Annotated in this window: 27 protein-coding genes and 1 riboswitch; of the genes, 13 read left to right on the forward strand and 14 right to left on the reverse strand. The window is 45.4% G+C overall.

Translation table 11 applies throughout. From position 1 onward, the window contains the following. Positions 1 to 39: 39 nt before the first annotated feature. Positions 40 to 1119, reverse strand: coding sequence for a tetraprenyl-beta-curcumene synthase family protein (locus MKZ04_RS11330; protein WP_341045931.1), 1080 nt, complete (start codon positions 1117 to 1119; stop codon positions 40 to 42). A 14-nt stretch (positions 1120 to 1133) separates the two neighbouring features. Continuing rightward, complete coding sequence (locus MKZ04_RS11335) at positions 1134 to 1913, reverse strand: alpha/beta hydrolase (RefSeq protein ID WP_023855831.1); 780 nt, start codon at positions 1911 to 1913, stop codon at positions 1134 to 1136. Between the two features lie 43 nt (positions 1914 to 1956). Here MKZ04_RS11335 and MKZ04_RS11340 point away from each other — a divergent pair, with 43 nt between their 5' ends. The 3 genes from MKZ04_RS11340 to MKZ04_RS11350 all read left to right on the forward strand — a co-directional run bounded on the left by MKZ04_RS11340 (position 1957) and on the right by MKZ04_RS11350 (position 4370). Further along, positions 1957 to 2475, forward strand: a complete 519-nt coding sequence (locus MKZ04_RS11340; RefSeq protein WP_020452666.1) for a gamma carbonic anhydrase — start codon at positions 1957 to 1959, stop codon at positions 2473 to 2475. A 174-nt stretch (positions 2476 to 2649) separates the two neighbouring features. Next, on the forward strand, positions 2650 to 3174 hold the full coding sequence (locus MKZ04_RS11345) for a phosphatase PAP2 family protein (protein WP_341045933.1): 525 nt from the start codon (positions 2650 to 2652) through the stop codon (positions 3172 to 3174). A gap of 59 nt (positions 3175 to 3233) precedes the next feature. Further along, on the forward strand, positions 3234 to 4370 hold the full coding sequence (locus MKZ04_RS11350; RefSeq protein ID WP_341045935.1) for a glycosyltransferase family 4 protein: 1137 nt from the start codon (positions 3234 to 3236) through the stop codon (positions 4368 to 4370). A gap of 41 nt (positions 4371 to 4411) precedes the next feature. Here the strand turns inward: MKZ04_RS11350 and asnB are convergent, their stop codons facing one another. Then, entirely contained in the window at positions 4412 to 6310 is a 1899-nt protein-coding gene (asnB, locus tag MKZ04_RS11355) for an asparagine synthase (glutamine-hydrolyzing) (RefSeq protein ID WP_023855828.1), read from the reverse strand. Between the two features lie 144 nt (positions 6311 to 6454). Beyond that, positions 6455 to 7657 carry a methionine adenosyltransferase gene (gene metK, locus MKZ04_RS11360; RefSeq protein WP_328037511.1) on the reverse strand — a complete coding sequence of 401 codons (1203 nt, stop codon included), beginning with the start codon at positions 7655 to 7657 and terminating at the stop codon, positions 6455 to 6457. A 390-nt stretch (positions 7658 to 8047) separates the two neighbouring features. Then, positions 8048 to 8185: riboswitch (SAM riboswitch) on the reverse strand. A gap of 194 nt (positions 8186 to 8379) precedes the next feature. Between metK and pckA the strand changes: the two genes are divergently transcribed. Both pckA and MKZ04_RS11370 read left to right on the forward strand, forming a co-directional pair. Continuing rightward, positions 8380 to 9963 (forward strand): phosphoenolpyruvate carboxykinase (ATP), encoded by a 1584-nt coding sequence (gene pckA, locus MKZ04_RS11365; RefSeq protein ID WP_020452670.1) that lies wholly within the window; start codon positions 8380 to 8382, stop codon positions 9961 to 9963. 248 nt (positions 9964 to 10211) lie between these two features. After that, positions 10212 to 11396: a dicarboxylate/amino acid:cation symporter gene (locus tag MKZ04_RS11370; RefSeq protein ID WP_020452671.1), complete on the forward strand. Its 1185-nt coding sequence runs from the start codon at positions 10212 to 10214 to the stop codon at positions 11394 to 11396. A 40-nt stretch (positions 11397 to 11436) separates the two neighbouring features. Here the strand turns inward: MKZ04_RS11370 and MKZ04_RS11375 are convergent, their stop codons facing one another. Together MKZ04_RS11375 and MKZ04_RS11380 are read right to left on the reverse strand one after the other, a co-directional pair. Further along, a complete protein-coding gene (locus MKZ04_RS11375; protein WP_009329422.1) occupies positions 11437 to 11679 on the reverse strand; it encodes a DUF2584 domain-containing protein in 243 nt (80 codons plus the stop codon). Further along, a complete protein-coding gene (locus MKZ04_RS11380; RefSeq protein WP_020452673.1) occupies positions 11680 to 12504 on the reverse strand; it encodes an alpha/beta hydrolase family protein in 825 nt (274 codons plus the stop codon). It abuts the gene before it with no gap. Positions 12505 to 12649: 145 nt separating this feature from the next. On the opposite strand from MKZ04_RS11380, the gene MKZ04_RS11385 reads away from it, so the two are divergent. From MKZ04_RS11385 to MKZ04_RS11395, 3 genes are read left to right on the forward strand one after another with little or no spacing between them, the layout of a single operon-like run. Beyond that, positions 12650 to 13606 carry an ABC transporter substrate-binding protein gene (locus MKZ04_RS11385; RefSeq protein ID WP_043054601.1) on the forward strand — a complete coding sequence of 319 codons (957 nt, stop codon included), beginning with the start codon at positions 12650 to 12652 and terminating at the stop codon, positions 13604 to 13606. 12 nt (positions 13607 to 13618) lie between these two features. Beyond that, positions 13619 to 14383, forward strand: coding sequence for an ABC transporter ATP-binding protein (locus MKZ04_RS11390; protein WP_020452675.1), 765 nt, complete (start codon positions 13619 to 13621; stop codon positions 14381 to 14383). Continuing rightward, positions 14370 to 15194 carry an ABC transporter permease gene (locus MKZ04_RS11395; RefSeq protein WP_031304951.1) on the forward strand — a complete coding sequence of 275 codons (825 nt, stop codon included), beginning with the start codon at positions 14370 to 14372 and terminating at the stop codon, positions 15192 to 15194. Before MKZ04_RS11390 ends, MKZ04_RS11395 begins: the two co-directional genes overlap by 14 nt. A gap of 30 nt (positions 15195 to 15224) precedes the next feature. Here the strand turns inward: MKZ04_RS11395 and ytkD are convergent, their stop codons facing one another. The 4 genes from ytkD to MKZ04_RS11415 all read right to left on the reverse strand — a co-directional run bounded on the left by ytkD (position 15225) and on the right by MKZ04_RS11415 (position 17244). Then, complete coding sequence (gene ytkD, locus MKZ04_RS11400) at positions 15225 to 15701, reverse strand: RNA deprotection pyrophosphohydrolase (RefSeq protein ID WP_020452677.1); 477 nt, start codon at positions 15699 to 15701, stop codon at positions 15225 to 15227. Positions 15702 to 15881: 180 nt separating this feature from the next. Further along, positions 15882 to 16205 carry a hypothetical protein gene (locus MKZ04_RS11405; RefSeq protein ID WP_020452678.1) on the reverse strand — a complete coding sequence of 108 codons (324 nt, stop codon included), beginning with the start codon at positions 16203 to 16205 and terminating at the stop codon, positions 15882 to 15884. Positions 16206 to 16252: 47 nt separating this feature from the next. After that, positions 16253 to 16657: a phage holin family protein gene (locus tag MKZ04_RS11410; protein WP_020452679.1), complete on the reverse strand. Its 405-nt coding sequence runs from the start codon at positions 16655 to 16657 to the stop codon at positions 16253 to 16255. 149 nt (positions 16658 to 16806) lie between these two features. After that, positions 16807 to 17244, reverse strand: a complete 438-nt coding sequence (locus MKZ04_RS11415; protein ID WP_023855822.1) for a Dps family protein — start codon at positions 17242 to 17244, stop codon at positions 16807 to 16809. A gap of 133 nt (positions 17245 to 17377) precedes the next feature. Here MKZ04_RS11415 and ytzI point away from each other — a divergent pair, with 133 nt between their 5' ends. Further along, positions 17378 to 17521 carry a YtzI protein gene (gene ytzI, locus MKZ04_RS11420; RefSeq protein ID WP_020452680.1) on the forward strand — a complete coding sequence of 48 codons (144 nt, stop codon included), beginning with the start codon at positions 17378 to 17380 and terminating at the stop codon, positions 17519 to 17521. Here ytzI and MKZ04_RS11425 read toward each other — a convergent pair. After that, positions 17515 to 17958 carry a FixH family protein gene (locus tag MKZ04_RS11425; protein WP_341045937.1) on the reverse strand — a complete coding sequence of 148 codons (444 nt, stop codon included), beginning with the start codon at positions 17956 to 17958 and terminating at the stop codon, positions 17515 to 17517. The two genes, ytzI and MKZ04_RS11425, sit on opposite strands and share 7 nt — an antisense overlap. 131 nt (positions 17959 to 18089) lie before the next feature. Then, positions 18090 to 18563 (reverse strand): S-ribosylhomocysteine lyase, encoded by a 474-nt coding sequence (locus tag MKZ04_RS11430; protein ID WP_020452682.1) that lies wholly within the window; start codon positions 18561 to 18563, stop codon positions 18090 to 18092. 137 nt (positions 18564 to 18700) lie between these two features. Between MKZ04_RS11430 and yidD the strand changes: the two genes are divergently transcribed. Beyond that, the gene (gene yidD, locus MKZ04_RS11435) at positions 18701 to 18928 is read left to right on the forward strand and encodes a membrane protein insertion efficiency factor YidD (RefSeq protein ID WP_020452683.1); all 228 of its coding nucleotides are present in this window, start codon (positions 18701 to 18703) and stop codon (positions 18926 to 18928) included. Here yidD and MKZ04_RS11440 read toward each other — a convergent pair. Continuing rightward, the gene (locus MKZ04_RS11440) at positions 18925 to 19494 is read right to left on the reverse strand and encodes a beta-class carbonic anhydrase (RefSeq protein ID WP_020452684.1); all 570 of its coding nucleotides are present in this window, start codon (positions 19492 to 19494) and stop codon (positions 18925 to 18927) included. The two genes, yidD and MKZ04_RS11440, sit on opposite strands and share 4 nt — an antisense overlap. Positions 19495 to 19619: 125 nt before the next feature. Between MKZ04_RS11440 and MKZ04_RS11445 the strand changes: the two genes are divergently transcribed. Then, positions 19620 to 20801: a GTP-binding protein gene (locus MKZ04_RS11445; RefSeq protein ID WP_145625144.1), complete on the forward strand. Its 1182-nt coding sequence runs from the start codon at positions 19620 to 19622 to the stop codon at positions 20799 to 20801. A gap of 98 nt (positions 20802 to 20899) precedes the next feature. Then, entirely contained in the window at positions 20900 to 21931 is a 1032-nt protein-coding gene (locus MKZ04_RS11450) for a metal ABC transporter substrate-binding protein (protein WP_023855819.1), read from the forward strand. 82 nt (positions 21932 to 22013) lie between these two features. On the opposite strand, the gene MKZ04_RS11455 is transcribed toward MKZ04_RS11450, so the two are convergent. Continuing rightward, entirely contained in the window at positions 22014 to 22259 is a 246-nt protein-coding gene (locus MKZ04_RS11455) for a type B 50S ribosomal protein L31 (protein ID WP_003184624.1), read from the reverse strand. Between the two features lie 192 nt (positions 22260 to 22451). Here MKZ04_RS11455 and MKZ04_RS11460 point away from each other — a divergent pair, with 192 nt between their 5' ends. Then, positions 22452 to 23777, forward strand: a complete 1326-nt coding sequence (locus MKZ04_RS11460) for a cytochrome ubiquinol oxidase subunit I (RefSeq protein ID WP_023855818.1) — start codon at positions 22452 to 22454, stop codon at positions 23775 to 23777. Positions 23778 to 23780: the final 3 nt, after the last annotated feature.

Here is a 23780-nt window from a genome sequence, read left to right on the forward strand (position 1 = left end):
CAGCAAAAGCTCAAGCCGATGAACGGTTTGAGCTTTTCTTTACGAGCTTTTCATCCACGGCATTTTTTGAATTTTGCGGTAGGCCCTTCCGTTGATATAGAAGAAGTAGGAAGTTTTTCCGCTCGCTTTAATAAGGCGCTTCGCCAGCCGGCCGATTTCCTTTTGACCCGCGACCTTATCGTCTGATAAATAAACACCCAGAAGACCTCTGTTGATCAAACGGTGAAAGTTTTCGTGCGGAATCCCGCGCAAATGTTCATCCGCCATTTCAATGAAATATTCGAGCCTTTCCATCATATCTGAATGTGATGGGTAATACGTGCAGAAATTCAAATCTCCGCTGATTAAGTCTTCCTCCTGGTCAATTAAATAATCGAGCAGGATGTGCAGTCCCTGTATGTACGGAAAATAGCTGTCGCGGATCTTTCCGGCCATCGATTCAGTAAAATCGGAACGGACGGAATACGATACGAGGCAGAAGATGCCGAGCGTTGAACCCGCACAGGCTGAGAACTCGTACCATTCCATTTTCGGCAAGGCCGATCTATAATTCTCAAACCACGCTTCGAGCCGGGGGACACGCTCATGCTCCACAACGTGTTTATGAACTTGCAGATCGCAGTAATAGCTGCAAAGCTCAAGCAGGTGCTGCTTGATCAAATCATAGTTCTCAATTTCCGCAAGCACGTCTTGGCACGTTTTCACTAAGTCGTGCAAATAGCCTTGATCATCCTGGTCTTCCCTGAACCGGTAATAGTTCTTCAATTCAGCCCCGACGGTCAGCGCGTCTTTCATTGACTGATGAAGCATGGAAAAATCATCCGGGTCAAGCGAGGTGCTCCGGTCGCATAGATTGTCGAGATAGTCGCTTATCGTCTGATACGCCGTAATAAACCGGATCGACTGCTCGATTTTGTCGCCTGAAAGGAGGGCCATAATGCCGCCGCCTTCACAGTGAAAGGTTTTATCCCTGATGCTGGCTTTCGCCTGCGTTTTCAGCTCGGGATTTTGAATCGTTTCAGCTTTTCGTTTCCACTTGTCCAACTCCTGATGAACAAGGGGAAAAACTTCTCTGTATACTTTAGCCATTAATCCAAAAGGATGCTCCGGTACTGCCAAAGAATGCACCTCCATTATGTCATATACTGTTCCACAAACGCTCTGGCCGCTTTAAAAACGTCTTCCCGCTCAGGCTCATTAAAAATTTCGTGGTATAAGCCCTCCCATTCCCTGTACGTCTTATTGTGAGAAGCAAGCTCGTTAAACCACTTGACGACCATTTTTTTGTCGACAAGCCAGTCTGTGCCCGCCTGCATGACAAAGAGCGGGATGTTGAGAAAGGCGTCCGTCGGCTCCATCGCGCTTTTCAACGCTTTTAACATTTCTTGATACCATCTGACAGAAACTTTTGTGATATATAATGAATCGTTGATGTCCATTTCGATGACTTCTTTGTTTCTCGTCGCTTTATCAGGCGTGATCCCGGATTCAAACCGCATGGACGGAGCCAAAACGTTGAGCCCTTTGGAAATCCAGTCCAAAAATTTGTTCGGCTTTAATTGCAGCCCGAGACAAGGGGATGATAAAATGAGACCGGCAATGCCGCTTTGCTGCTGCTTAAACCACTCGATCGCGATCAGGCCGCCCATGCTGTGCCCGAGCATAAATACAGGCAGTTCAAATGCTTTCGCCCTGGCGACCCATTTGTCCACTTCATCAATATATTCTTGAAACGAGCGTATATGTCCTCTTTCTCTTGTCGAAGTTCCCTGTCCGGGCAAATCCCCCATGACGACATTAAACCCGGATGAACGCCACATTTCGGACAGCCATTTATACCGCCCGTGATGCTCACATGCACCGTGAATGATGACGATTGAAGCAACAGGTCTTTCCGCTTCCATGCACCACATGCTGACCACCTCACACAATTTTATAAATGAAAGGATGAAACCTATGATCTACCCTTATAAAAAAACGGAACCCGTTATTCATGAAACGGCGTTTATCGCCGACAACGCGGTCATCACCGGAGATGTAACAATCGGAGAGCAATCAAGCATCTGGTTCTCTTCGGTTATCCGCGGCGATGTCGCCCCGGTCAGGATCGGAAAAGGCGTGAACATTCAAGACCTTTCCTGCCTGCACCAAAGCCCTGAGCGCCCTCTCGTGATTGAAGACGGTGTGACGGTAGGCCATCAGGTTACACTGCACAGCTCCGTGATACGAAAGCATGCCCTTATCGGAATGGGGTCGGTTATTCTTGACGAAGCGGAAGTCGGGGAAGGCGCTTTTATCGGGGCAGGCAGTCTTGTCCCGCCTGGCAAAAAGATCCCGGCCGGGCACCTCGCATTCGGCAGGCCCGCTAAAGTCATCCGCCCGTTAACTGACAAGGATAAACAGGAAATGGAAAGAATTCGCAAAGAATATATTGAAAAAGGACAATACTACAAATCCTTGCAAAAAAAAGATTAGCTTTGCTACAACTTTACCATTTTTTCACCGATAATTTAAGCAATAACCTTTTCGGCCGCACGCGTCTGCGGCTTTTTTCTTTTCCGAAATCTTTACAAATACTTATCATTTGCTAAACATTCATTTTTTACAATAAACATGAAGCAGCCATTCATGTAAAGGGGGTTATGACATTTGAATAAACTGATGGTCGGCATCTACAACTTTGAATGCCGGGTCTTCCTCGGTATGAACAGCTTATTTCACCAAAAAGCACTAAACCGTTACTTTCGTTCCTCAACACATCTGGGAGGGGCATTCTGCACGATTTCCGCTTGCCTGTCTCTCTTGCTGTTCGGATCCGGAAGTGTTCGTACAGCGGGGATCGCCAGCGCCATTGCACTTTTGGTCAGCCACCTTCAAGTCATGCTGATCAAAAAGCTGTATCCAAGAAAGCGGCCGTATTTAACGCTAAAGGAAACACAGTTTTTGCAAAATCCGCTCAAGGATCATTCTTTTCCATCCGGCCATACGACCGCGGCATTTTCCGTCATTACACCGCTAATGATATTCTTTCCGATACTCGCGCTTTTATTAATTCCGGTAGGCATCAGTGTGGGACTCTCCAGAATTTATCTCGGTCTTCATTATCCTTCGGATGTTCTGGCAGGCACGGCCCTCGGGATATCAGTCGGAACTTTGTCGGCGCTGGTCTTCTAAGCCGGCCGTTTCTTCCAAAGCGTCACTGATTTTTTACATCACAAACAGGAGGGGAAACGATGAAAATTGCGATATTTACGGACACTTTTACACCGGATGTGAACGGATGCGCCAGAACGCTGAAAAGGTATACGGATTATCTTGAAAAAAACGGGATGTCCTATAAAGTATTTGCGCCGGAAAGCACGCATGAAACACAATTTTCGAGCCGCATCCGCCGTTTTACGAGCATGCCGTTCTTCTTATACCCCGAGTGCAGAATCGCTCTTCCTAATCTCATCAAAATGAAATCAGAACTCCGCGAATTCAATCCCGATCTCATTCACATCGCGACTCCTTTTAATATCGGCCTAGCAGGGCTCAAGCTTGCGAAGAAATGGAACATCCCTGTCGTAGGCTCTTACCATACCGATTTTGACCAGTACCTTTCATATTATGATCTTCAAATGTTTTCCAAACTATTATGGAAATATATGCACTGGTTTCATAAAGATTTTCGAAAAATTTTTGTCCCTTCGCGCGAAACGTTTATGCAGCTCAAAGCCAAACAATTCAGGAACCTCTCCATCTGGAAGCGCGGCGTGGACTGCTCGCTGTTCAGTCCGGCGCATCAAACCGAACACATCCGCAAGCGATACGGCATAAAGGAAACCTATATCCTCAGCTATGTCGGAAGGCTTGCACCTGAGAAAGATTTGGAGACGCTGCTCAAGATCGCAAGTCACCCCAATTTGAAAGATGGCGTCCACTGGCTGATCGCGGGAGACGGCCCGTTAAAAAAAGAGCTTGAGAAGCGGGCTCCCCTCAATATGACTTTTGCCGGCTATGTCAAAGGAGAAGAGCTGGCAAGCATTTATGCAAGCTCAGATTTGTTCGTCTTTCCTTCTCCGACGGAAACCTTCGGAAATTCCGCGCTTGAAGCGCTCGCCTGCGGGACGCCTGTTATCGGGGCAGATTCCGGCGGCCTGAAAGACTTTATACAAAACGGAAGAAACGGTTTTCTTTCCGAACCTGGAAATCCGGATGCATTCACCGAAAATATATTGCGCGTCCTCTCCAATGTGCCGTTAAAAAAACGGATGTCATACGATGCGAGAAGCTATGCCCTTACCCAGTCGTGGGAAGTGATTTTTGACAATCTCTTCTCCGAATGTGAACGTGTGCTAGCAGATTTATCAACTGAAAAACCGGCATAAAAAAAGAAGGTTTTCGATTAACGAAAACCTTCTTTTTTCACTTAAACGATAATGACTTCTTTTGGCTGATGGTTCAGTTCTTCCGGTACAAAGCGCTTTTCAACGAAAATGCTGTGCCAGATCATAAAGATGAGAACCGTCCAGATTTTGCGGCTGTTATCCGCTTTGTTGGCGCAGTGGTCTTCAAGAAGCTGAAGCACGTAATCTTTATGGATATATGCGTCTGTCTCGCTCTCTTTAATGATGTTCACGGCCCAGTCATGCATTTCGTTTTTCAGCCAGTGGCGGATCGGCACAGGGAACCCTAGCTTTTTGCGGTTTAAGACATGATCTGGAACGATGCCTTCCGCCGCTTTTCTAAGCAGATATTTTGTCGTGCCGTTTTTCGTTTTCAGCTCTTCCGGAATTTTGGAAGCCGCTTCAAATACGACTTTGTCCAAAAACGGAACGCGGAGTTCCAGTGAATTGGCCATCGTCATTTTGTCGGCTTTCAGCAAAATGTCACCGCGCATCCATGTGTGGATATCGACATACTGCATTTTGTTAATTTCGCTGTAGGACTTGCTTTCTTCAAAATATGGCTTTGTCACGTCACAGTAAGAGAGGTTGCTGTCATACTGGCGAAGAAGTTTTGATTTCATGCCTTCTTCAAAAATCTTTGCGTTGCCGATATATCTCTCTTCAAGAGGTGTACAGCCCCTCATTAAAAAGCTTTTCCCTTTCATTCCTTCCGGCATCGCTGAAGCTACGTGCAGAAGCATCTTTTTCAGCGGGGACGGAATTCGTTCAAACGGCTTTAATGAAAGCGGCTCCCGGTAAATATTGTAACCGCCGAACAACTCATCTGCTCCTTCTCCGGACAAAACAACCGTAACTTGCTTCTTCGCTTCCTTCGCGACAAAATACAAAGGAATTGCAGCAGGGTCTGCCAACGGATCATCTAGATGCCAGACGATCTTTGGAAGCTCGTTCATATATTCTTCAGGGGAAATGATCGCGCTGAAGTTCTCCACGCCGACCCTATCAGCGGTTTCTTTCGCAACGTCAACTTCGCTGAAGCCTTCATGTTCAAAGCCGACAGAGAACGTTTTTAAGTTGGGATGAAATTGCTTTGCCACCGACACGATAAAAGAAGAGTCGATGCCTCCGGAAAGGAAGGAACCTACAGGTACATCGCTTCGCATATGGACTTTTACGGAATCAAAGATCGCGTCTCTTACTTCCTGAACAAGCTTGTCTTCTTCGGTCTGAACAGGCTTGAATTGAACTTTCCAGTATGTTTTAAATTGAATATCCTCGCCCGGGCGGACAGTAAACTGATGGCCCGGTTCTACTTTTTGCACCTTTTTGTCAAGCGTCTCAGGCTCTGGTACAAATTGGAATGACGTATACTGCTGAAGCGCTTTTTCATTCAATTCCAAATCGGCATCAACAGCCATCAGGCTCTTTCTTTCTGACGCAAAATAAACATGGCCGTCCGTTTTCGTAAAATAGAGCGGCTTAATGCCGAACGGATCGCGCGCTCCGTATAGGAGCTGTTCTTTTTTATCCCAGATTAAAAAAGCAAACATTCCGCGCAGCTTGGAAGCAGCTTCCTGTTTGTAGTGGCGGTAAGTCGCAAGCAAAACTTCCGTATCTGAATCGGTTTTGAACTCGTATCCTTTTGAAATAAGTTCGTCTTTCAGTTCTATATAGTTATAGATTTCTCCATTAAAAATAATCCAATAGGAATCATCTTCATAAGACAGAGGCTGTCCTCCGTTTTCCACATCGATGATGCTGAGCCTTCTAAATCCGAAGCCTACATGCTCATCATGATAGTACCCATCATCGTCCGGACCGCGGTGTACAATCATTTCATTCATTTGTTTAATCAGTTCTTCCTGGGCTGCTGTCTCGGATGATGGGCGATGATTGAATACCCCTACAAATCCACACATAGTATTGCCTCCGATTTTTTAAATTTCGTGCAGAAATCAAAGTCTGCTTCTTGATTAGACAAGTGTTTAAAGAAAAACGTTTCACATCCGCCCGCTTTTTGCCATCGAAAAACAAAGCCGCTTATGAAAGCGGCTATGCGGTTGTTATTCTCCTAATGCATCTTTCTTCAGCTGATCTGCTTTGTCTGTGCGCTCCCAAGGCAGATCGAGGTCGAGGCGGCCGAAATGTCCGTAAGCTGCCGTTTGTTTGTAAATCGGACGGCGAAGATCGAGCATTTTAATAATGCCGGCAGGTCTTAGATCAAAGTTTTTGCGAACCTCTTCGATCAATGTTTCTTCACTGGCTTTGCCTGTACCGAATGTATCGATTGAAATGGATACCGGCTGTGCGACACCGATCGCGTAGGCAAGCTGCACTTCACAGGAATCAGCAAGGCCTGCGGCGACGATATTTTTCGCTACATATCTCGCAGCATAAGCTGCAGATCTATCAACCTTTGTCGCATCCTTACCGGAAAACGCTCCGCCGCCGTGACGGGCATATCCGCCATAGGTGTCAACGATGATTTTGCGTCCTGTTAAACCGGCATCCCCCTGCGGTCCTCCGATAACAAAACGGCCCGTAGGATTAATGAAGTACTTCGTGTTTTCATCGATCAGCTCTTTTGGCACTACCGGGTTGATGACGTGCTCTTTCAGATTGCGCTGAATTTGTTCAAGCGAAATCTCAGGGTGATGCTGAGTCGAAATGACAATTGTATCGATGCGAATCGGCTTGTTGTTCTCATCATACTCAACAGTTACCTGTGTCTTTCCGTCCGGACGAAGATACGGCAGAATTTCCTCTTTGCGGACTTCTGTCAAACGGCGAGACAATTTATGAGCAAGCGAAATCGGCAGAGGCATAAGTTCCTTTGTTTCGTTGCAGGCAAAACCGAACATTAAACCTTGGTCTCCGGCTCCGATCGCTTCAATTTCAGCGTCGCTCATTGCTCCTTCACGCGCTTCAAGCGCCTGGTCGACTCCCATTGCAATATCTGGCGACTGTTCATCTATAGACGTTAAGACCGCGCAAGTTTCGGCATCAAAACCGTATTTTGCACGTGTGTAGCCAATTTCTTTAATCGTTTCGCGGACTGTTTTCGGAATATCGACGTAAGTGGACGTCGTGATTTCACCGCTTACCAGCACCAATCCGGTTGTCACAGATGTTTCACAGGCAACGCGGGCATTCGGATCTTTCTTTAAAATTTCGTCTAATATACTATCCGAAATCTGGTCGCAAATTTTGTCCGGATGTCCCTCCGTAACTGACTCTGATGTAAATAACCGACGGTTTTTGCTCATTTATGTTTCCTCCTGTATATGAAGATCAGCCGTGATCTTAAGTATGATACGGATCTCGTCCCTCTTGATTATATGACGATACTCGGGCTTCATACGCTCTCGTTTTGAAACAATTTCCATATGCTATTCTTGACGAGATTCTAAGTCAAAATTCCTCTTAATAGAATTTTTCCTGACTGGCTGCCCGGCTAGACCTTTCACGTCCTGTGAAAAACGCCCAGTACCTTCCTCCTGCTTGATACTCGGCTAAAACCTTTCACGTCCTGTGAAAAACGCCGAGTACCTTCCTCCTGAAGGCAGTTTTTTTAGCAATTTTTGGATCTCGATTTATGCAATAAAAAAACCTTTTCCTATTCGCTGAGGAAAGGGTCTGGTATTGCGTGCCTTTCACTCTTATCGCTCAAGGTATTGAACACCTTGCATCAGGTTAGCACCGTAGTTGTCTCAGAAACTGTTTTTTTCCATTAATAAGAGAAACCGGTTGCTGGGTTTCATTGGGCCTGTCCCTCCACCAGCTCGGGATAAGAGTATCCGCTCAATGAAATATCTTATCTTAAAATGGCTTGTTATGTCAATATCGGCCGCAATAAATTTAAACTTGTCTTTCGAGAAAAAACCCGAACGAAAAATGAAGAAACGGTATAGACTATAAGAGTAAATGTGTTATACTAATTCTACATTAATGTTATACACATTAAAAAACACGCAAAGGAAGGTTTTTTATGAATTCTGTAGATTTAACAACTGACTTACAAACGTTATTAATGGGCGAAAACGTTCAGCTGAACTTATCCGTTCCCCTTTTGGTTGAAAAAGTCCTTGAACGCAAAGAAGGAGTCTTAACATCTTCCGGAGCCGTGCGGGCTACAACCGGTACATACACCGGCCGCTCGCCAAAAGACAAATTCATTGTGGAAGAAGCGAGCACAAAGGACAAAATCGATTGGGGCGCAGTAAACCAGCCGATTTCAGAAGCCGCCTTTGACCGGCTGTACACAAAAGTGCTCAGCTATTTAAAGGAACGCGATGAATTGTATGTATTTGAAGGGTTTGCAGGAGCAGACGAAAAATACCGGCTTCCGATTACAGTTGTCAACGAGTTCGCCTGGCACAACCTGTTTGCAAGACAGTTGTTCATCAGACCTGAAGAACATGATAAAAAACCTGAAGAACAGCCGTTTACGATTCTTTCCGCTCCGCATTTCAAAGCCGATCCGCTCATTGACGGGACCAGATCTGAAACATTTATCATCGTGTCGTTTGAAAAGCGTACGATTTTAATCGGAGGCACCGAATATGCCGGAGAGATGAAAAAATCGATTTTTTCTATTATGAATTATCTTCTTCCTGAACAAAACATTTTACCGATGCACTGTTCGGCAAACATTGGCGAGGAAGGCGGAACAGCTCTCTTCTTCGGATTGTCAGGCACAGGCAAAACGACGCTTTCCGCCGATCCGAAACGGAAGCTGATCGGTGACGACGAACACGGCTGGTCCAGCACAGGCGTTTTCAACATTGAAGGAGGCTGCTACGCCAAGTGCATTAACTTAAGCAAAGAAAAAGAACCGCAGATTTACAATGCGATCCGCTTCGGTTCCGTTCTTGAAAATGTCGTGGTTGAAGGCAAAACCGGGGAGCCGGACTATTCCGACGCATTCTATACGGAAAACACGAGAGCGGCTTACCCGATTGATGCGATTGACAACATCGTCAAGCCGAGCATCGCAGCACACCCGCAGACCATTGTATTTCTGACGGCAGATGCTTTCGGCGTGCTTCCTCCGATCAGCAAGTTAACGAAAGAACAAGCCATGTATCATTTCCTGAGCGGATATACAAGCAAGCTCGCCGGCACCGAACGCGGGATCACCGCTCCTGAAGCCACATTCTCGACCTGCTTCGGTTCCCCGTTCCTTCCGCTCCCTGCACATGTGTACGCTGAAATGCTCGGAAGAAAAATCGATGAACACGGCGTCAGCGTCTTTCTCGTCAATACAGGCTGGACCGGCGGCGGATACGGAACAGGGGAAAGAATGAGCCTCGCTTATACGAGAGCGATGGTTCAGGCTGCGATAGAAGGAGAACTGGATAACGCCGAAATGAAGACTGACCGCATTTTCGGACTTCATTCACCGGTCCATGTTCCGGGTGTGCCTGATCAAGTGCTTGACCCGGCTAAAACTTGGACAGATGAAAACGAATACGAGGAAAAAGCGATCCACTTGGCGAATGCATTCAAAAAGAATTTCAAAAAATTCTCTAATACCGAAAACATTGAAAAAGCCGGAGGACCGCTCGTATAACTCAACCCGCTTGCAGCAGCGCAGGTATTCTGCGCTGCTGCAGTTTATTAAAAATCCGCTTCGCCTGTCAGCGGCCGATGCCATTTTCTGGACAATGATTAAAACGACAATCAAGCACGGCCTGTGATAAAACGCTTCCAATTCGCGGCTGTTATTATTTGAAAATACAGACTTTTTTATTTTAACAAAAGAAATCTTTCATATGATAATATGATAAAAACATTTGTATATATCAGGAGGACACATCTATGAAATTTGGATTACTGCCGAGAATTATGACGGCAATTGTTCTTGGTGTTATCGTCGGAAGCTTTGCTCCGCTTTGGTTTGTCAAAACAGCCGCTACTTTCAATGATATTTTTGGAAACTTCATTAAATTCGTCATTCCTTTTATTATTATCGCTTTTATTATTCCCGGCATCGGACAAATCGGCCGCGGCGCCGGAAAAATCCTTGGCATTACAGCAGGTATCGCCTACACGTCAACCATTTTTGCCGGCCTCCTGGCGTACCTTGTCGGATCAAATCTTCTCCCCGCGATCATTTCCGGCCATCAGCTGCAGGAATTTAAAAATCCGGAAGAAGTTTTGCAAGCAGGATTTTTCACCATTGAAATGACGCCGTTTATGAGCGTGATGAGCGCACTGATTTTTGCTTTCATCATGGGAATCGGAATCGCTTATCTGCCCGGAAAAACATTAAAAAACGCTTTCGATGAATTTCAAACGATCGTTGAAAAGCTGATATCATATATTATTATTCCGTTACTGCCTGTTCATATTTTCGGTATTTTCACCAATATGACGTTCGGCGGTCAGGTGCAGACAATCTTATCCGTATTTGCTAAAGTTTTCGTGATGATTATCGTGCTTCACCTCGTCATACTTTTGATTCAGTACTCCGTTGCGGGCGCTGCAAACGGCAGAAATCCGCTGTCGCTGTTGAAAATCGTGGCGCCGGCATACTTCACTGCGCTCGGCACACAATCGTCAGCGGCAACGATTCCCGTCACGTTGAGACAAGTCAGAAAAACGGGAGCAAGCCAAAAAGTGGCTGACTTCGCCGTTCCGCTCCTGGCCAATATTCATTTGTCAGGTAGCACGATTACACTGACGAGCTGTGCAATGGGCGTAATGATTCTAAACGGTCAAACACCGACTTTTTCGATCATGATGCCGTTCATTTTAATGCTTGGCGTCACAATGGTCGCAGCGCCCGGTGCCCCGGGGGGTGCCGTTATGGCCGCGGCCGGACTGCTGCAGTCGATGCTCGGCTTTAATGAAACCAGCGTATCATTGATGATCGCACTTTACCTTGCTCAGGACAGCTTGGGTACAGCAACGAACGTGACAGGAGACGGCGCTCTCACCATGCTGATTCACAGGCTGACTTCCAAAAAAGGAATCGGAAAAGAGGAAGATGTGCCTGCATAATACAGAAAAGCCAAGGACGCTACCCGCGCCTTGGCTTTTTTTAATTCGTCGAATTTAATGATACGAGCCTGTATGTTAAATGAGTCCGTCCGTCTGACCATTCAAGGCGCTCCGCCTGCGCGGTGCCGGTAATGTCGCCCCGCTTAGTCTTTCTGACTTCAAGCGGCACATGAAGAGGGTAAACCCGATAACCTTCTTTTTCAAGTGTAAACACATTTTCCTCAACCCGTGTTTCTTTTCCTTTTGTCACAATCATTGTATTAAATTCAACTGGCATTCCCACCTAAAGTCCCCCTCCTTTTCTCTTTTCTTTTAGTTTACCATAACTTGTCCAAGGCCGGCTTTTCATCCATTGAGACAATTCTCTTACAATCCGCCTATTTTCCCGCGGAGGAAAATAGTGGGTATATCGACTGAAATACCACGTATCCACAGACTTGTTTCTTTGCAGAAGTTCGCGTTCTAGACGCCGCGCATGCTCGATGGAGACATTTTCATCGTTTGCTCCGTGGATCAAAAGCACGGGCGCTTCGATCTTCTCCAGCTCGTCAAAAGGCGTCCTCCATTCGTACGCTTCAGGAACCTTTTCAGGCGTCCCGCCGATGACCCGCTTCATCATCCGCCGCAAATCTTTGCGTTCGCGATAGGTCATAACCATATCGCTGACACCGCCCCAAGACACAAACGAAGCTGCAGCTTCTTTCATTTCGATTGCCGTTAAGATACCCATGATCCCGCCGCGGGAAAAGCCAAAAATGTGTACGCGTCCGTCTTTTACCAGGTCATGCTTCTGCAGAAGACGAAAAGCGGCAAAAGCATCTTCCCGGTCATCACCCGCAAAGTCTTCATCGCCTTCTCCTCCTTGATTGCCTCTGTAAAACGGAGCAAGAACGACAAAGCCCTGTGAAGCGAACTGGACGATTCGGCCCGGTCTGACCATCCCGACGTTTTTAATTCCGCCGCGCAAATACAAAAATCCGTCATAATGTCCGGGAGCGGCCGGTTCCGCCAAGAGCCCCTTAACCTTGAGTCCTTGTGAAAGGTATGTGACGGAAAACAGACGCACCTTTTTGTTCGGCGATGGAAACCTTCTTTTTTCTAACCACATTCGTCACGTCACCTCTTTTTTAATCCGCAGCTGCCCCTCACACCTGTTTAGTATATAACATAAACTATTTTATGCTGAAAATAACCGAAATCAAAGGAGGGAAATCGGTTTGAAGCGTTTCTTTTTTACCATATTATCCTTCATTATGATGCTGTTTATCCTCGCGTCATGCGGCGGTCAAAAGCCCGAAAAGATCCGTCTCGCGGAAGTGACCCGTTCCGTTTTCTATACGCCTTTATATATCGCCTTGTCTGAAGGTTTGTTTAAAGAAGAAGGCCTTGATGTTGAACTGAAAACGACATGGGGTGGAGATAAAACGATGACTGCCCTTCTGTCAAACGGTGCCGATATTGCGCTTGTCGGCTCGGAAACGTCAATATACGTGAATGCCCAGGGCGCAAGCGATCCGGTGATTAATTTTGCACAGCTTACCCAGACGGACGGAACATTCCTCGTCGCCAGGAACGATGCGGGGCATTTCAGCTGGGATGATTTGAAAAACAAAACGTTCCTTGGCCAGCGCAAAGGCGGAATGCCGCAGATGGCGGGCGAATTTGTCCTGAAACAGAAAGGCATTGATCCCAAAAAGGATGTGGACCTGATCCAAACGATTGATTTCGCGAATATCGCAAACAGCTTTGCATCTGGTACAGGCGATTATGTTCAATTATTTGAACCCCAGGCCTCCATTTTTGAAAGAGAAGGCATCGGCCGCATTGTCGCCTCCTTCGGAAAAGAATCGGGCCGAATTCCATATACGACATTCATGGCTAAACAAAGCTACTTAACAAAAAACGAAGAAGCGGTCGAAAAGTTCACCCGCGCGGTTTACAAAGCGCAGCAGTGGGTAGAGACGCACTCTGCAAAAGAAGCTGCCGAAAGCATTCAAGATTATTTTAAAGATACCGAGCTTTCAATCATTGAATCTTCAATCGAACGGTATAAACAACAACGGTCTTTTGCCCTTGAGCCTGTTTTGGCTGAAAAAGAATGGAACCAGCTTCAAACCATCATGGATGAAGCCGGCGAGCTGCCGAAGCGCACCCCTCATCAAGAGCTGGTCAATACAAGGATCGCCGAAAAGGTCACAAAAAATCACTAGGAGGTGGCCGCAGTGTCTTTTTTGCAAGTTCAGGATGTCACACATACTTACTTTTCATTAAAGGAAAAAACAGCAGCGCTGGAAAACGTCAGCATTGAAGTCGAAAAGGGCGAATTTGTTTCGTTTCTCGGCCCAAGCGGATGCGGCAAAACAACACTTTTATCGATCATCGCCGGCATCGTTTCCCCCACGGAAGGACGCATCTTGGTTGAAGGGCGCACGCCTGACGAAGAGGATCGGCACATCGGTTATATGCTCCAGCAGGATTATTTATTTCCCTGGAAAACCATTGAGGAAAACGTCTTAATCGGTTTGCATATTTCCAAAAAATTCGGACCGGAAACAAAGGAGACCGCTCTCGGCCTGCTGAAAAAATTCGGGCTTTACGAGGTTGAAAAAAAGTATCCAAAAGAGCTCTCAGGCGGTATGAGACAAAGGGCGGCGCTTGCCCGCACACTCGCTGTCGACCCCGATATCCTCCTGCTTGATGAACCTTTTTCAGCCCTTGACTATCAGACAAAACTAAACCTCGAAGATTTGGTGTTCAACACGTTAAAGACGTATCAAAAAACAGCGGTGCTCGTGACTCATGATATCGGTGAAGCGATCGCGATGAGCGATCGGATATTGCTATTTTCAAAGCAGCCGGGCACCATCCATAAAACATTTGCCGTTCCTGAAGCGATCAGGAAGCTGACACCGTTTGAAGCGAGACAGGAACCGGAATTTCAGCCCCTCTTTCAGAACATATGGAAGGAGCTCAATGACCTTGAATAACAAACATCTGAAATCAAAAATTGACTTCCTTCATGAGGATTTTTTAAAGGAGCAGCAAGCCGAAAAAAGGCGGGTCCGCTTTTATCAAATCGTGATTTTCATCGTTTTCTTTTCACTGTGGGAAACCGCAAGCCGTCTGGCGTGGATCGATCCGCTGATCTTCAGCTCTCCTTCAGCCGTCTGGGCGCTTTTCCTCGAAAAGATGGGAGACGGATCATTGCCGGGGCATATCGGTGTCACCGTATTTGAAACCATCCTCGGCTTTCTGGCCGGAACATTGCTTGGAACTTTTCTGGCCGCCCTCCTATGGTGGTTCCCGAGGCTCTCCAAAATATTGGATCCGTATCTTGTCGTCTTAAATGCGATGCCGAAAGTGGCGCTAGGCCCCATTCTCATCGTGGCGATCGGCCCCAGCTTGACGAGTATTATTGCAATGGGCGCCATCATCAGCGTTATCATTACGACAATCGTCGTCTACACGTCCTTTCAAGAAATCGATGAAAATTATTTAAAAGTCATGAAAACATTCGGTGCAACGAAACGCGAGATTTTCAAAGAAGTCATTCTGCCCGCTTCCATTCCGACAATCATATCTACACTGAAGGTCAATGTCGGCTTAAGCTGGGTCGGCGTCATCGTAGGAGAATTTTTAGTGTCGGCTCAAGGCCTCGGCTATATGATCATCTACGGCTTTCAAGTCTTTAATTTCAACCTCGTCATGCTGAGCCTCCTGATCATCGCCGTCTTTGCAACATTGATGTATCAGGGTGTCGAGCTGTTGGAAAGAAAGTGGATGAAAGGCAGAGTATAACATGAAAAAACCCTGCAAATGCAGGGCTTTTTATTTGATGATGCCGGCCTTTTTCAGCTTTTCAAGACTGATCGTCAGGACGGAATCTTTCATTATAAAACTGTAATTTCTGTTTTTAGCGATATCTTTCGGGAGGCTCTTCAGCAAAACAGGGCCATTTGTCTCATAGTATGTCTGCTGTTTTTCGATCTTTTCGATATCGGCAAAATAAATATTTTTGACGATCACTTTCTCTCTGCCAAGAACTTTATATTGTCCGAGATAGGTCAGCTTTCTTACGACAGCGCCTGTTTCTTCCTTTACTTCCCGCAAAGCCGCTTCCTCAGCATTTTCGCTTGGTTCGACTTTGCCGCCTGGGAATTCACGGCCCCTGTCTTTATGATTTGTCAACAGCCATTGATCTTCGTAACGGCAGATCACCCATACATGCTTTGGTTCTTTTGAAAAAGGTTCCTTTTCAAAAGAAAGCTGAACCGTATTACGGTAAAAATCTTTAAATTCGTACATCCTAATCCCTCTTATCCGTTTCCTTGCTTCTTCCACTCATCATATCATATATTGGTTCTTTCGGTAGAGTTTTTGTCCAGTTCAGCTCAGTAATTTTATCGTTCCCTCGGGAACTTCAGTGTCCATTTCTGAGTGAGAAGGCAGCAAGGCTGGGTAACTCCGTGCTTGATGGTGCTTCGTTTAATCTGCTGAATTGAGTTCAGCAAGGCCGTTTTCACTGATAAACGACTTGGTTTCTTCATTGCCCAGACGGTAAAGCATCGAGTAAATGTCTTTGCGCAGTTCGTCCATTTTGTCATTTGCACTGTCATAATGGTATTCGACTGCCGGCACGTGAGCTCTGAAAAAGTTTATCCAGTCTTCTGAATACAGCTGATCAAAATATTCCCTTAATATAATGATGTCATCATCTGTCGCTGAAATTTGAAATTCCCACGGGGAAGCGTCTGAGCTCTGTGAAATCATTCCATCTTGCACCGAAACATAGTATGTCCTTTTTTCCAAAGTCAATCATCCTTTTTCGTGTTAGTATGACCAGTTGTGTTAAAATGTTACGGCTTTCCCCGGAGTTTTTCCTTTATGGTATTTAAAATATCCAATAACATCTGCGGCACGGGGATTCCTAACGAATGAGCCGTGCTTATGATTTGAAACGCTTCATATAAAATATAAAACATAATAGAAAAATCGCGGATCGAACTGCCTGTTTGCAGCATCTGATCAAAAAGGTGGGCAACGGATATAAGAAAGAGCGTCACCAATTTTTTCGCCAGCCTTGTAAACAGCCTCTTCATTGTAAAGCGATCTTCCACACATTCGTTCAAGCTTTTGCTGACAAATTCAATTCCCATGAGCGTTATTAAGATCATAAATAAATATTCGATTCGGCCAAACAAAAATCCGATGGCTGATAAACCGATTGTAAAGAGCGAAAAGATGCTTAAGTCCTTAAACATATGCTTCAACATCCTTTCAAAAAAGACTTTTCATAGCTTATCCTATGAAAAAAGACTTTGAAAGGCTTGGATGAATTGTTTGACAATTTCTAAAAAAGGCTTTAAAAAGAACGAAAATAAAAAAAGCTCAGGCATTGCCCGAGCTATTCTTACCCTAAGTAGGCTTTCAGCATCCAGTTGTGTTTTTCGATCGATTGATGAATCGCGAGCAGCATGTCTCCCGTCGTTTCATCATTGACTTCATCGGCAAGCTCCATTCCGCTTTTCAGCTCCTCAGCCACCGTTAAAAAGTCATTATAAATATTTTGCACCATTTGTTCAGCAGACTCGCTTCCGTCCGCTTCTTTAATCGCGGACATTTCCAGGCATTCCTTCATCGTTCCGACCGGGGAGCCCTGTATAGCCAAAAGGCGTTCAGCCAAATCATCGATATGCTCTGCAGCTTCTGTGTAAAGTTCCTCAAATTTTTCATGCAGCGTAAAGAAATCTTTCCCTTTCACATACCAATGATAATTATGTAGCTTTACATATAGAACGGTCCAGTTTGCGACTTGTTTGTTGACGGTTGTTTTCAATTTTTCAGACATAAGGTCGTCCTCCTTTTCGTTTACTTTTGATTTACCCGTTTAGCTTGTGCAGGAAACATTTCTTTTACTCTTTATCATGATTTTCTTTGCCTGATATGGTAAACTGTTGGAAAAAGCTATTCGGAGGTAAGTGATGATCCTCTTTTGGATTATTGTAGGAATTCTGATTACAGGCGCCGTTCTGGCCGTATCGCTTGTCACAACATCAAAAGCTTATGACTACAAGCATGAAGTCGATCCCCTTCCGTCGCGGGAAGAAGAACAGCCTCATCAGTGATGGTGGGCTTCTTCTTTTTCATCTTCTTCAGTCACATCCGTTGCTTTCCCTACCTTAATGTCTGCAACCGGCATTGTATGCTGTTTTTTCGCCGTGACATGGACTTGAACTTTGTAATGGCCATCTTCAGGAAACGCTTTTTCAATGCTGTATACGCCTTTTCCTTCATTCTTCGCTTTGATTAGCTCGCTATCTTCCTTGCTCCCGGCCTTCCAGCATTCAAACTCCAAATCATCGGCATCTGCAACAGGCTCGTCCCCATAGCGCACGGTCGCTTTTATGACAGCCTTTTCATTTTTGGCCGCCGCTTCTGGAGCCGCCAGTTTTGCCGTCAGCACTTTGGGCTCCTCATCCGATGCCGCCTGCTTGTCCCCCTGGCTGCAGGCTGAAAGACCGACTGCTAAACATAAGAGAATAAACCATTTTCCCAAACGCATCCTATCACCCTTTTTCTATGATATGTATTACAATATAAAGTGTAGCAAAGTTCAGGGATATATGGCATTATTTTCTTTGTGAACAAAAAATGAAAACCGGCTCTTTTCTGAGCCGGTTTTTTTCAAACGTTTTATCCAAACACTTTGAGCAGATCTTCTTTATTTTGCGAAAGCCAAAAACGCATCATGCGCTTTGCGCCCTCTAGATCGTGAAGCTTTGCCTGGCCGCACTGTTTTTCGTTAGCCGCCGGAATTTCAGTCACTTCAACGGCTTCTTTGAACGTATCCTCAAGCAAATCAACGATTTCTTCCACTTTCGGTTCACCGCTCACCACCAGGTAATAGCCTGTTTGGCAGCCCATCGGCGAAATGTCGATAATATCAAAGTGGTCATATTTTTCCGCATACGTGCGGATCGTAAATGCAAGAAGATGCTCCAAAGTATGAATTGTATCAGGTTTCATCGCCTGCTTATTCGGCTGGCAAAAACGGATGTCAAACTTGTTGACGACGCCGTCCGATCCCACTTTATGGACGCCGCAGTGTCTGACGTAAGGCGCTTTTACTGCATTATGGTCAAGTTCAAAACTTTCAACTGAAGGCATAGTTCCTCTCTCCCCTCTAATCGGTCTTTTTGTATTATATCATACTTTACCGATAAGTTTTCAGGTCAATGCTTTTCCTTTTTATGAGTTTTTTGCTTATATTATAATAAGGTCAAAACAAAAAAGGTGCGAAAAACATGAAAACCTTATTCCTGCTGCTCATCCGCTTTTATCAAAAATGGATATCACCGGCTCTTCCGCCGACATGCCGTTTTTATCCGACATGCTCCAATTACGGCCGTGAAGCGATCGAAAAGCACGGCGCATGTAAAGGCGGATGGCTCACCATTAAGCGGATTCTGAAATGCCATCCGTTCCATCCCGGCGGGATAGATCCCGTTCCGGAAAAAAAGCAAAAGGATTAACGTTCTTCCGGATATCCGTTGACAATAAGATCCAGTCTGCCTGTTTCCGGATTGATGACAAGTCCGTGAACAGGTACTTCCTCCGGCATCAGCGGATGGTTTCGAATCACGCTTACACTATCCCTGACGCTGTCCTCTACAGAATCAAAGCTTTTCAGCCATTGTTCAAAATCGACGCCGGAGTACTCAAGCGTCTCAATCCGTTCTTTTGGAATGCCTCGCTTAACGACTTTATCCAAAAAGCTGTCGCAGCTCAGCTTGCTCATTCCGCAGTCATGGTGGCCGATCACGCATACTTCATCAGCGTTCAGTTCGTATACCGCAACGAGAATGCTCCGCATAATACTCCCGAAAGGATGAGCCACGAGTGCACCCGCGCTCTTAACGATCTTCACGTCCCCGTTCCGCATATTCATGGCATGAGGAAGCAGCTCGACAAGCCTTGTGTCCATGCAAGACAGAATCACCATTCTCTTATCGGGAAACTTGCTTGTTTGGTATTTTTGATAGTCCTGCCGCTCAACAAACTGTTGATTGAACTGTAGAATGTTCTCCAAAAGTTTCATGGCTCATTTCCTTTCTAAACGCTTTTTATATCTAAATATAACATATTTCTTGTATTTTTTTCATAAGTCAAGTAAGATTTCCATTGTGCAAATCGAAATAATTACGTTTTAAAGGAAGTGAAAACATGACGCAAAACCTGATTCCTGTCACTGTTTTAAGCGGCTATCTCGGGTCCGGGAAAACGACGCTGCTGCAGCATGTCCTGCATGAAGCGCACGGCATGAAAATCGCCGTGATCGTCAATGACATGAGTGAAATTAATATCGACGGCTCCCTCGTGAAAAAAGGGGATCTTATCCGCACGGATGAAAAGCTTGTCGAAATGCAGAACGGCTGCATTTGCTGTACGCTGAGAGACGATCTGCTCATCGAAGTCCAAAAGCTGGCGGAGAACGGCGGAATCGATTATATTCTCATCGAATCTTCCGGTATCAGCGAGCCGATTCCCGTTGCCCAAACCTTTACTTACAAAGATGAGGAGCTGGATATTGATTTAAGCAAATATTGCAGGCTTGATACAATGGTCACCGTCGTCGACGGCAGCCGTTTTTTTGAGGACTTCGCTTCGGGGGAAAGCCTTTTGGAACGGAAACAGGCGGCAGATGAAACAGACAGCCGTGAAGTGGCCGATCTTTTAATTGAGCAAATCGAATTTGCCGATGTCCTCATTTTGAATAAAACTGATTTACTCAATAAAGAAGAGCAAGAAAAGCTTTTCTGGTCTCTGACAAAACTGAATCCGGACTGCAGAATCATTTCCTCGACATTCGCAAAAGTGCCGCTTTCGGCCATCATGAATACGAAATCGTTCGATTTTGAAAAATCGAGTCAATCAGCGGGGTGGATCAAAGAACTGAATGAAGAGCACACACCTGAAACAGAGGAATTCGGAATTTCTTCCTTCGTCTATCAAAAACAAAGGCCTTTCCATCCTGAAAGACTGAAGCGCTGGCTTGAAAACTGGCCGCCTCATATTATCAGAGCAAAAGGCTTCTTCTGGCTTGCTTCTCGAAATGACACAGCAGGCCTTCTGTCCCAGGCAGGCTCTTCTCTGATGATCCAAAGCGCAGGCCCCTGGATTGCAGCGTCTCCCGAGGAAGAACAAAAGCTCGCGTTTGAAGAGGATCCCCATTTAAAAACGGACTGGGATGAAACATACGGAGACCGGAAAACGGAAATCGTTTTTATCGGCATTGACATGAATCAGGAAGACGTGATCCGCTCCCTGGATCAGACCCTTCTTACAGATAAAGAAATGAATTCAGACTGGTCGGCCTTCCATGATTCACTGCCTGAGTATATTTAACTATCATTTCCTCTTTTCAAATCGTAATTATTACGATACAATGATACAGGACCATTAAATCGGAACCATTACAGTTTTACATTGAGAGGAGAAATACCATGAAAAAAACATTCGGATTAGCATCTGCATTCATTCTTGCTGCCGGATTAGCAGCCGGTTGTTCAAGCAACGGCACTTCCAGTGAACAAAAAGAAAACAAAGACACGCTGGATATCTATACAACCATTTATCCGCTTGAAGACTTCGCCAAAAAGGTCGGCGGAGAATATGTGAACGTCAAAAGTGTTTACCCGCCAAACGTTGAAGCGCACACTTACGAGCCAAGCTCAAAAACGATGGCGGAAATTTCCGACTCGGATGCCTTTATATACTCTGGAGTCGGTGTAGAAGGATTCGCAGACAAAGCTGTAAACACATTAAAAAACAGCAACGTCAAAATCGTCAAAGCCGGAGAGGGCATTGACCTTCTGTCACGTGAAGAAGAAGGCGAACACGATGACCATGCACATGAAGAAGAACATGGTGACCACGATGAGCATGCTCACGAAGAAGAACATGAACACGGAGAAGCCGAAGGCCATGATCATCATCACGACCATGGAGATCATGACCCGCACGTATGGCTTGATCCTGTCCTTGCTGAAAAAATGGCCGAAAACATTAAAGACCAACTCGTAAAATTAGATCCGGAACACGAAAAAACGTTTACGAAAAACTATGAGTCTCTAAAAAAAGATTTGGAGCAGCTTGACAAAGACTTTAAACAAACCGTTGACAAAGCTGATAAAAAAGAAATTCTCGTCTCACATGCCGCCTACGGCTACTGGGAAAAACGCTACGGCATTAAACAAATAAGCGTTCTCGGCCTTTCGCCTACTGAGGAACCTTCACAAAAGCAGCTTGAAAACATTGTTAAAACAGCGAAAGAACATAATATTAAATACGTCATTTTTGAAAGCAATGTCAGCAGCAAAATCTCCGAGATCATCAAAAAAGAAATCGGAGCCGAAAGTCTGACGATGAAAAACCTTGAATCTGTAACAAAAGAAGACCTTGAAAGCGGCAAAGATTATACTACCATCATGAAAGAAAACCTGACCGTCTTGAAAAAAGCTTTATCAAACAAATAACAAAGATCAAGCGCATGAGACCTCATGCGCTTGTTTTTTTTATATGGACGAAAAAAGACCGGAAACATCCGGTCTTTTTCATTTAATCCATATTAAATCTTTTCTTGAACTGTTCGACCCTTCCGCCTCTTTCGTTGAATTTCTGTCTTCCGGTATAAAACGGATGGGTGTCTGAGCTTACTTCAACTTTTATAACAGGATACGTCTTGCCGTCTTCCCACTCGGCCGTCTCATCGGAAGTTTTAGTTGAGCGGCTTAAAAAACGGTACCCGCTGTTTACATCCTGAAAGATCACTTGATAAGTTTTCGGATGAATATTTGGTTTCATATGCCATTCCTCCTAACAAAACGTAATAATTACGTTTTATTATATACCTTTCATATGTTTGTGTCAAAAATGAATGTTCATTTGCCATGTTTTGATCACCTTATCCATTTTAACCGCTCACAGGAAGAATAATCTAAAAAAGGCGGTAAACAATAAAAAGCAAAATGGTGTAAATGAAAGGTGGTTTTCCGGATGAATGACTTGATTTTTGCAAGAAGCCTTTTCGGAACAACGATGGGGTTCCATATTATTTTCGCCTCGCTCGGTGTCGGAATTCCTTTAATGATTTTGCTGGCCGAGCTGATCTATCAAAGAACGAAAGATCCCCACTACGCCATTATGGCAAAAAGATGGACGAAGGCACAGGCCGTGTTGCTCGGGGTCGCCATACCGACCGGAACCATTGCCGGAACGCAGCTCGCCTTGCTTTGGCCGGGATTCATGGAAGTGATCGGGAAAGTCATGTCCCTCCCATTTCAAATTGAAATCTACGCTTTTTTTATTGAGGCTTTATTTATGTCCATTTATGTTTACGCAGCCGATCGGCTGACTCCTCTTATGAGAATTACAGCTGTCATTTTTATCGTTATCGGAGCAGCCGCATCAGCCATCTTAATTACAAATGTGCACGCTTTCCAGGGAACGCCTGAAGGCTTCAAAATCGTGAACGGCGAAATTACAGATGTTCAGCCGTGGACGGCGTTCTTCAACAAAAGCTTTGTGGCTACAGCAGGACACGTTGTCGTCTCCGCTTTTATGACGGGCGCGTTTATTATTGCGACGATAGCCGCTTACAAAATGCTCCGAAACCGCGGTGATGAAAAAGTCTACGCCCTTCATAGAAAAGCGCTGCTGCTCGGGCTGATTGTCGGAGGAGCGTTTTCTCTGGTCACGGCTCTGAGCGGTCACGAATCCGCACAGCTTCTTCACCGCTACCAGCCTGAAAAACTGGCGGGCGCAGAAGGGCTTTTTGAAACTCAGTCCCACGCTCCACTTGCGATCGGCGGATTTACTGATGAAAAGACGCAATCGGTCAAATGGGCGATTGAGATTCCTTGGGCTTTAAGCTTTTTGGCCGACAACCGCTTTGACACCGTTGTAAAAGGACTGAATGACTTTCCAAGGGATGAGTGGCCTCCTCTGTTCATTCATACTTTGTTCAACGGCATGGTTTTTATCGGCAGCCTTTTAATTGTTTATGCCGCTGTCGGTTTTATTTGGAGAAAAGTCATGAAAAAAGACCGCTTTCCCCGCTGGATGCTGGCCGTGTTTATAACCGGCGGCCCGCTCGCTTTGCTTGCAATCGAATTGGGCTGGGTTTTCGCTTGCACCGGAAGGCAGCCTTGGGTTATTTACCATATGCAGAAAACGTCCGAAGTAGTGACATCCTCCGGCTCGATCGGCATATTGTTTCTTTTGTTCTTTATCGTCTACATCATTTTAGGAGCAGCGGTGGTGTTCGTATTGCAATATTACTTTAAACGCCACCCTGTCGAAGAAGATTTAAAAAGCAGCTGAATG

Source organism: Bacillus sp. FSL W7-1354 (genome assembly GCF_038002405.1).
GTDB classification, from domain to species: domain Bacteria; phylum Bacillota; class Bacilli; order Bacillales; family Bacillaceae; genus Bacillus; species Bacillus paralicheniformis.

Bases quoted from the DNA above. Each gene is read 5' to 3' on its own strand.
- MKZ04_RS11335 (WP_023855831.1), bottom strand. From the start codon at position 1,913: ATGTGGTGCATGGAAGCGGAAAGACCTGTTGCTTCAATCGTCATCATT.
- MKZ04_RS11340 (WP_020452666.1), top strand. From the start codon at position 1,957: ATGATCTACCCTTATAAAAAAACGGAACCCGTTATTCATGAAACGGCG.
- MKZ04_RS11350 (WP_341045935.1), top strand. From the start codon at position 3,234: ATGAAAATTGCGATATTTACGGACACTTTTACACCGGATGTGAACGGA.
- asnB (WP_023855828.1), bottom strand. From the start codon at position 6,310: ATGTGTGGATTTGTAGGGGTATTCAATCATCGCCCATCATCCGAGACA.
- metK (WP_328037511.1), bottom strand. From the start codon at position 7,657: ATGAGCAAAAACCGTCGGTTATTTACATCAGAGTCAGTTACGGAGGGA.
- pckA (WP_020452670.1), top strand. From the start codon at position 8,380: ATGAATTCTGTAGATTTAACAACTGACTTACAAACGTTATTAATGGGC.
- MKZ04_RS11370 (WP_020452671.1), top strand. From the start codon at position 10,212: ATGAAATTTGGATTACTGCCGAGAATTATGACGGCAATTGTTCTTGGT.
- MKZ04_RS11380 (WP_020452673.1), bottom strand. From the start codon at position 12,504: ATGTGGTTAGAAAAAAGAAGGTTTCCATCGCCGAACAAAAAGGTGCGT.
- MKZ04_RS11385 (WP_043054601.1), top strand. From the start codon at position 12,650: ATGATGCTGTTTATCCTCGCGTCATGCGGCGGTCAAAAGCCCGAAAAG.
- MKZ04_RS11395 (WP_031304951.1), top strand. From the start codon at position 14,370: ATGACCTTGAATAACAAACATCTGAAATCAAAAATTGACTTCCTTCAT.
- ytkD (WP_020452677.1), bottom strand. From the start codon at position 15,701: ATGTACGAATTTAAAGATTTTTACCGTAATACGGTTCAGCTTTCTTTT.
- MKZ04_RS11410 (WP_020452679.1), bottom strand. From the start codon at position 16,657: ATGTTTAAGGACTTAAGCATCTTTTCGCTCTTTACAATCGGTTTATCA.
- MKZ04_RS11415 (WP_023855822.1), bottom strand. From the start codon at position 17,244: ATGTCTGAAAAATTGAAAACAACCGTCAACAAACAAGTCGCAAACTGG.
- ytzI (WP_020452680.1), top strand. From the start codon at position 17,378: ATGATCCTCTTTTGGATTATTGTAGGAATTCTGATTACAGGCGCCGTT.
- MKZ04_RS11425 (WP_341045937.1), bottom strand. From the start codon at position 17,958: ATGCGTTTGGGAAAATGGTTTATTCTCTTATGTTTAGCAGTCGGTCTT.
- MKZ04_RS11430 (WP_020452682.1), bottom strand. From the start codon at position 18,563: ATGCCTTCAGTTGAAAGTTTTGAACTTGACCATAATGCAGTAAAAGCG.
- yidD (WP_020452683.1), top strand. From the start codon at position 18,701: ATGAAAACCTTATTCCTGCTGCTCATCCGCTTTTATCAAAAATGGATA.
- MKZ04_RS11440 (WP_020452684.1), bottom strand. From the start codon at position 19,494: ATGAAACTTTTGGAGAACATTCTACAGTTCAATCAACAGTTTGTTGAG.
- MKZ04_RS11445 (WP_145625144.1), top strand. From the start codon at position 19,620: ATGACGCAAAACCTGATTCCTGTCACTGTTTTAAGCGGCTATCTCGGG.
- MKZ04_RS11450 (WP_023855819.1), top strand. From the start codon at position 20,900: ATGAAAAAAACATTCGGATTAGCATCTGCATTCATTCTTGCTGCCGGA.
- MKZ04_RS11455 (WP_003184624.1), bottom strand. From the start codon at position 22,259: ATGAAACCAAATATTCATCCGAAAACTTATCAAGTGATCTTTCAGGAT.
- MKZ04_RS11460 (WP_023855818.1), top strand. From the start codon at position 22,452: ATGAATGACTTGATTTTTGCAAGAAGCCTTTTCGGAACAACGATGGGG.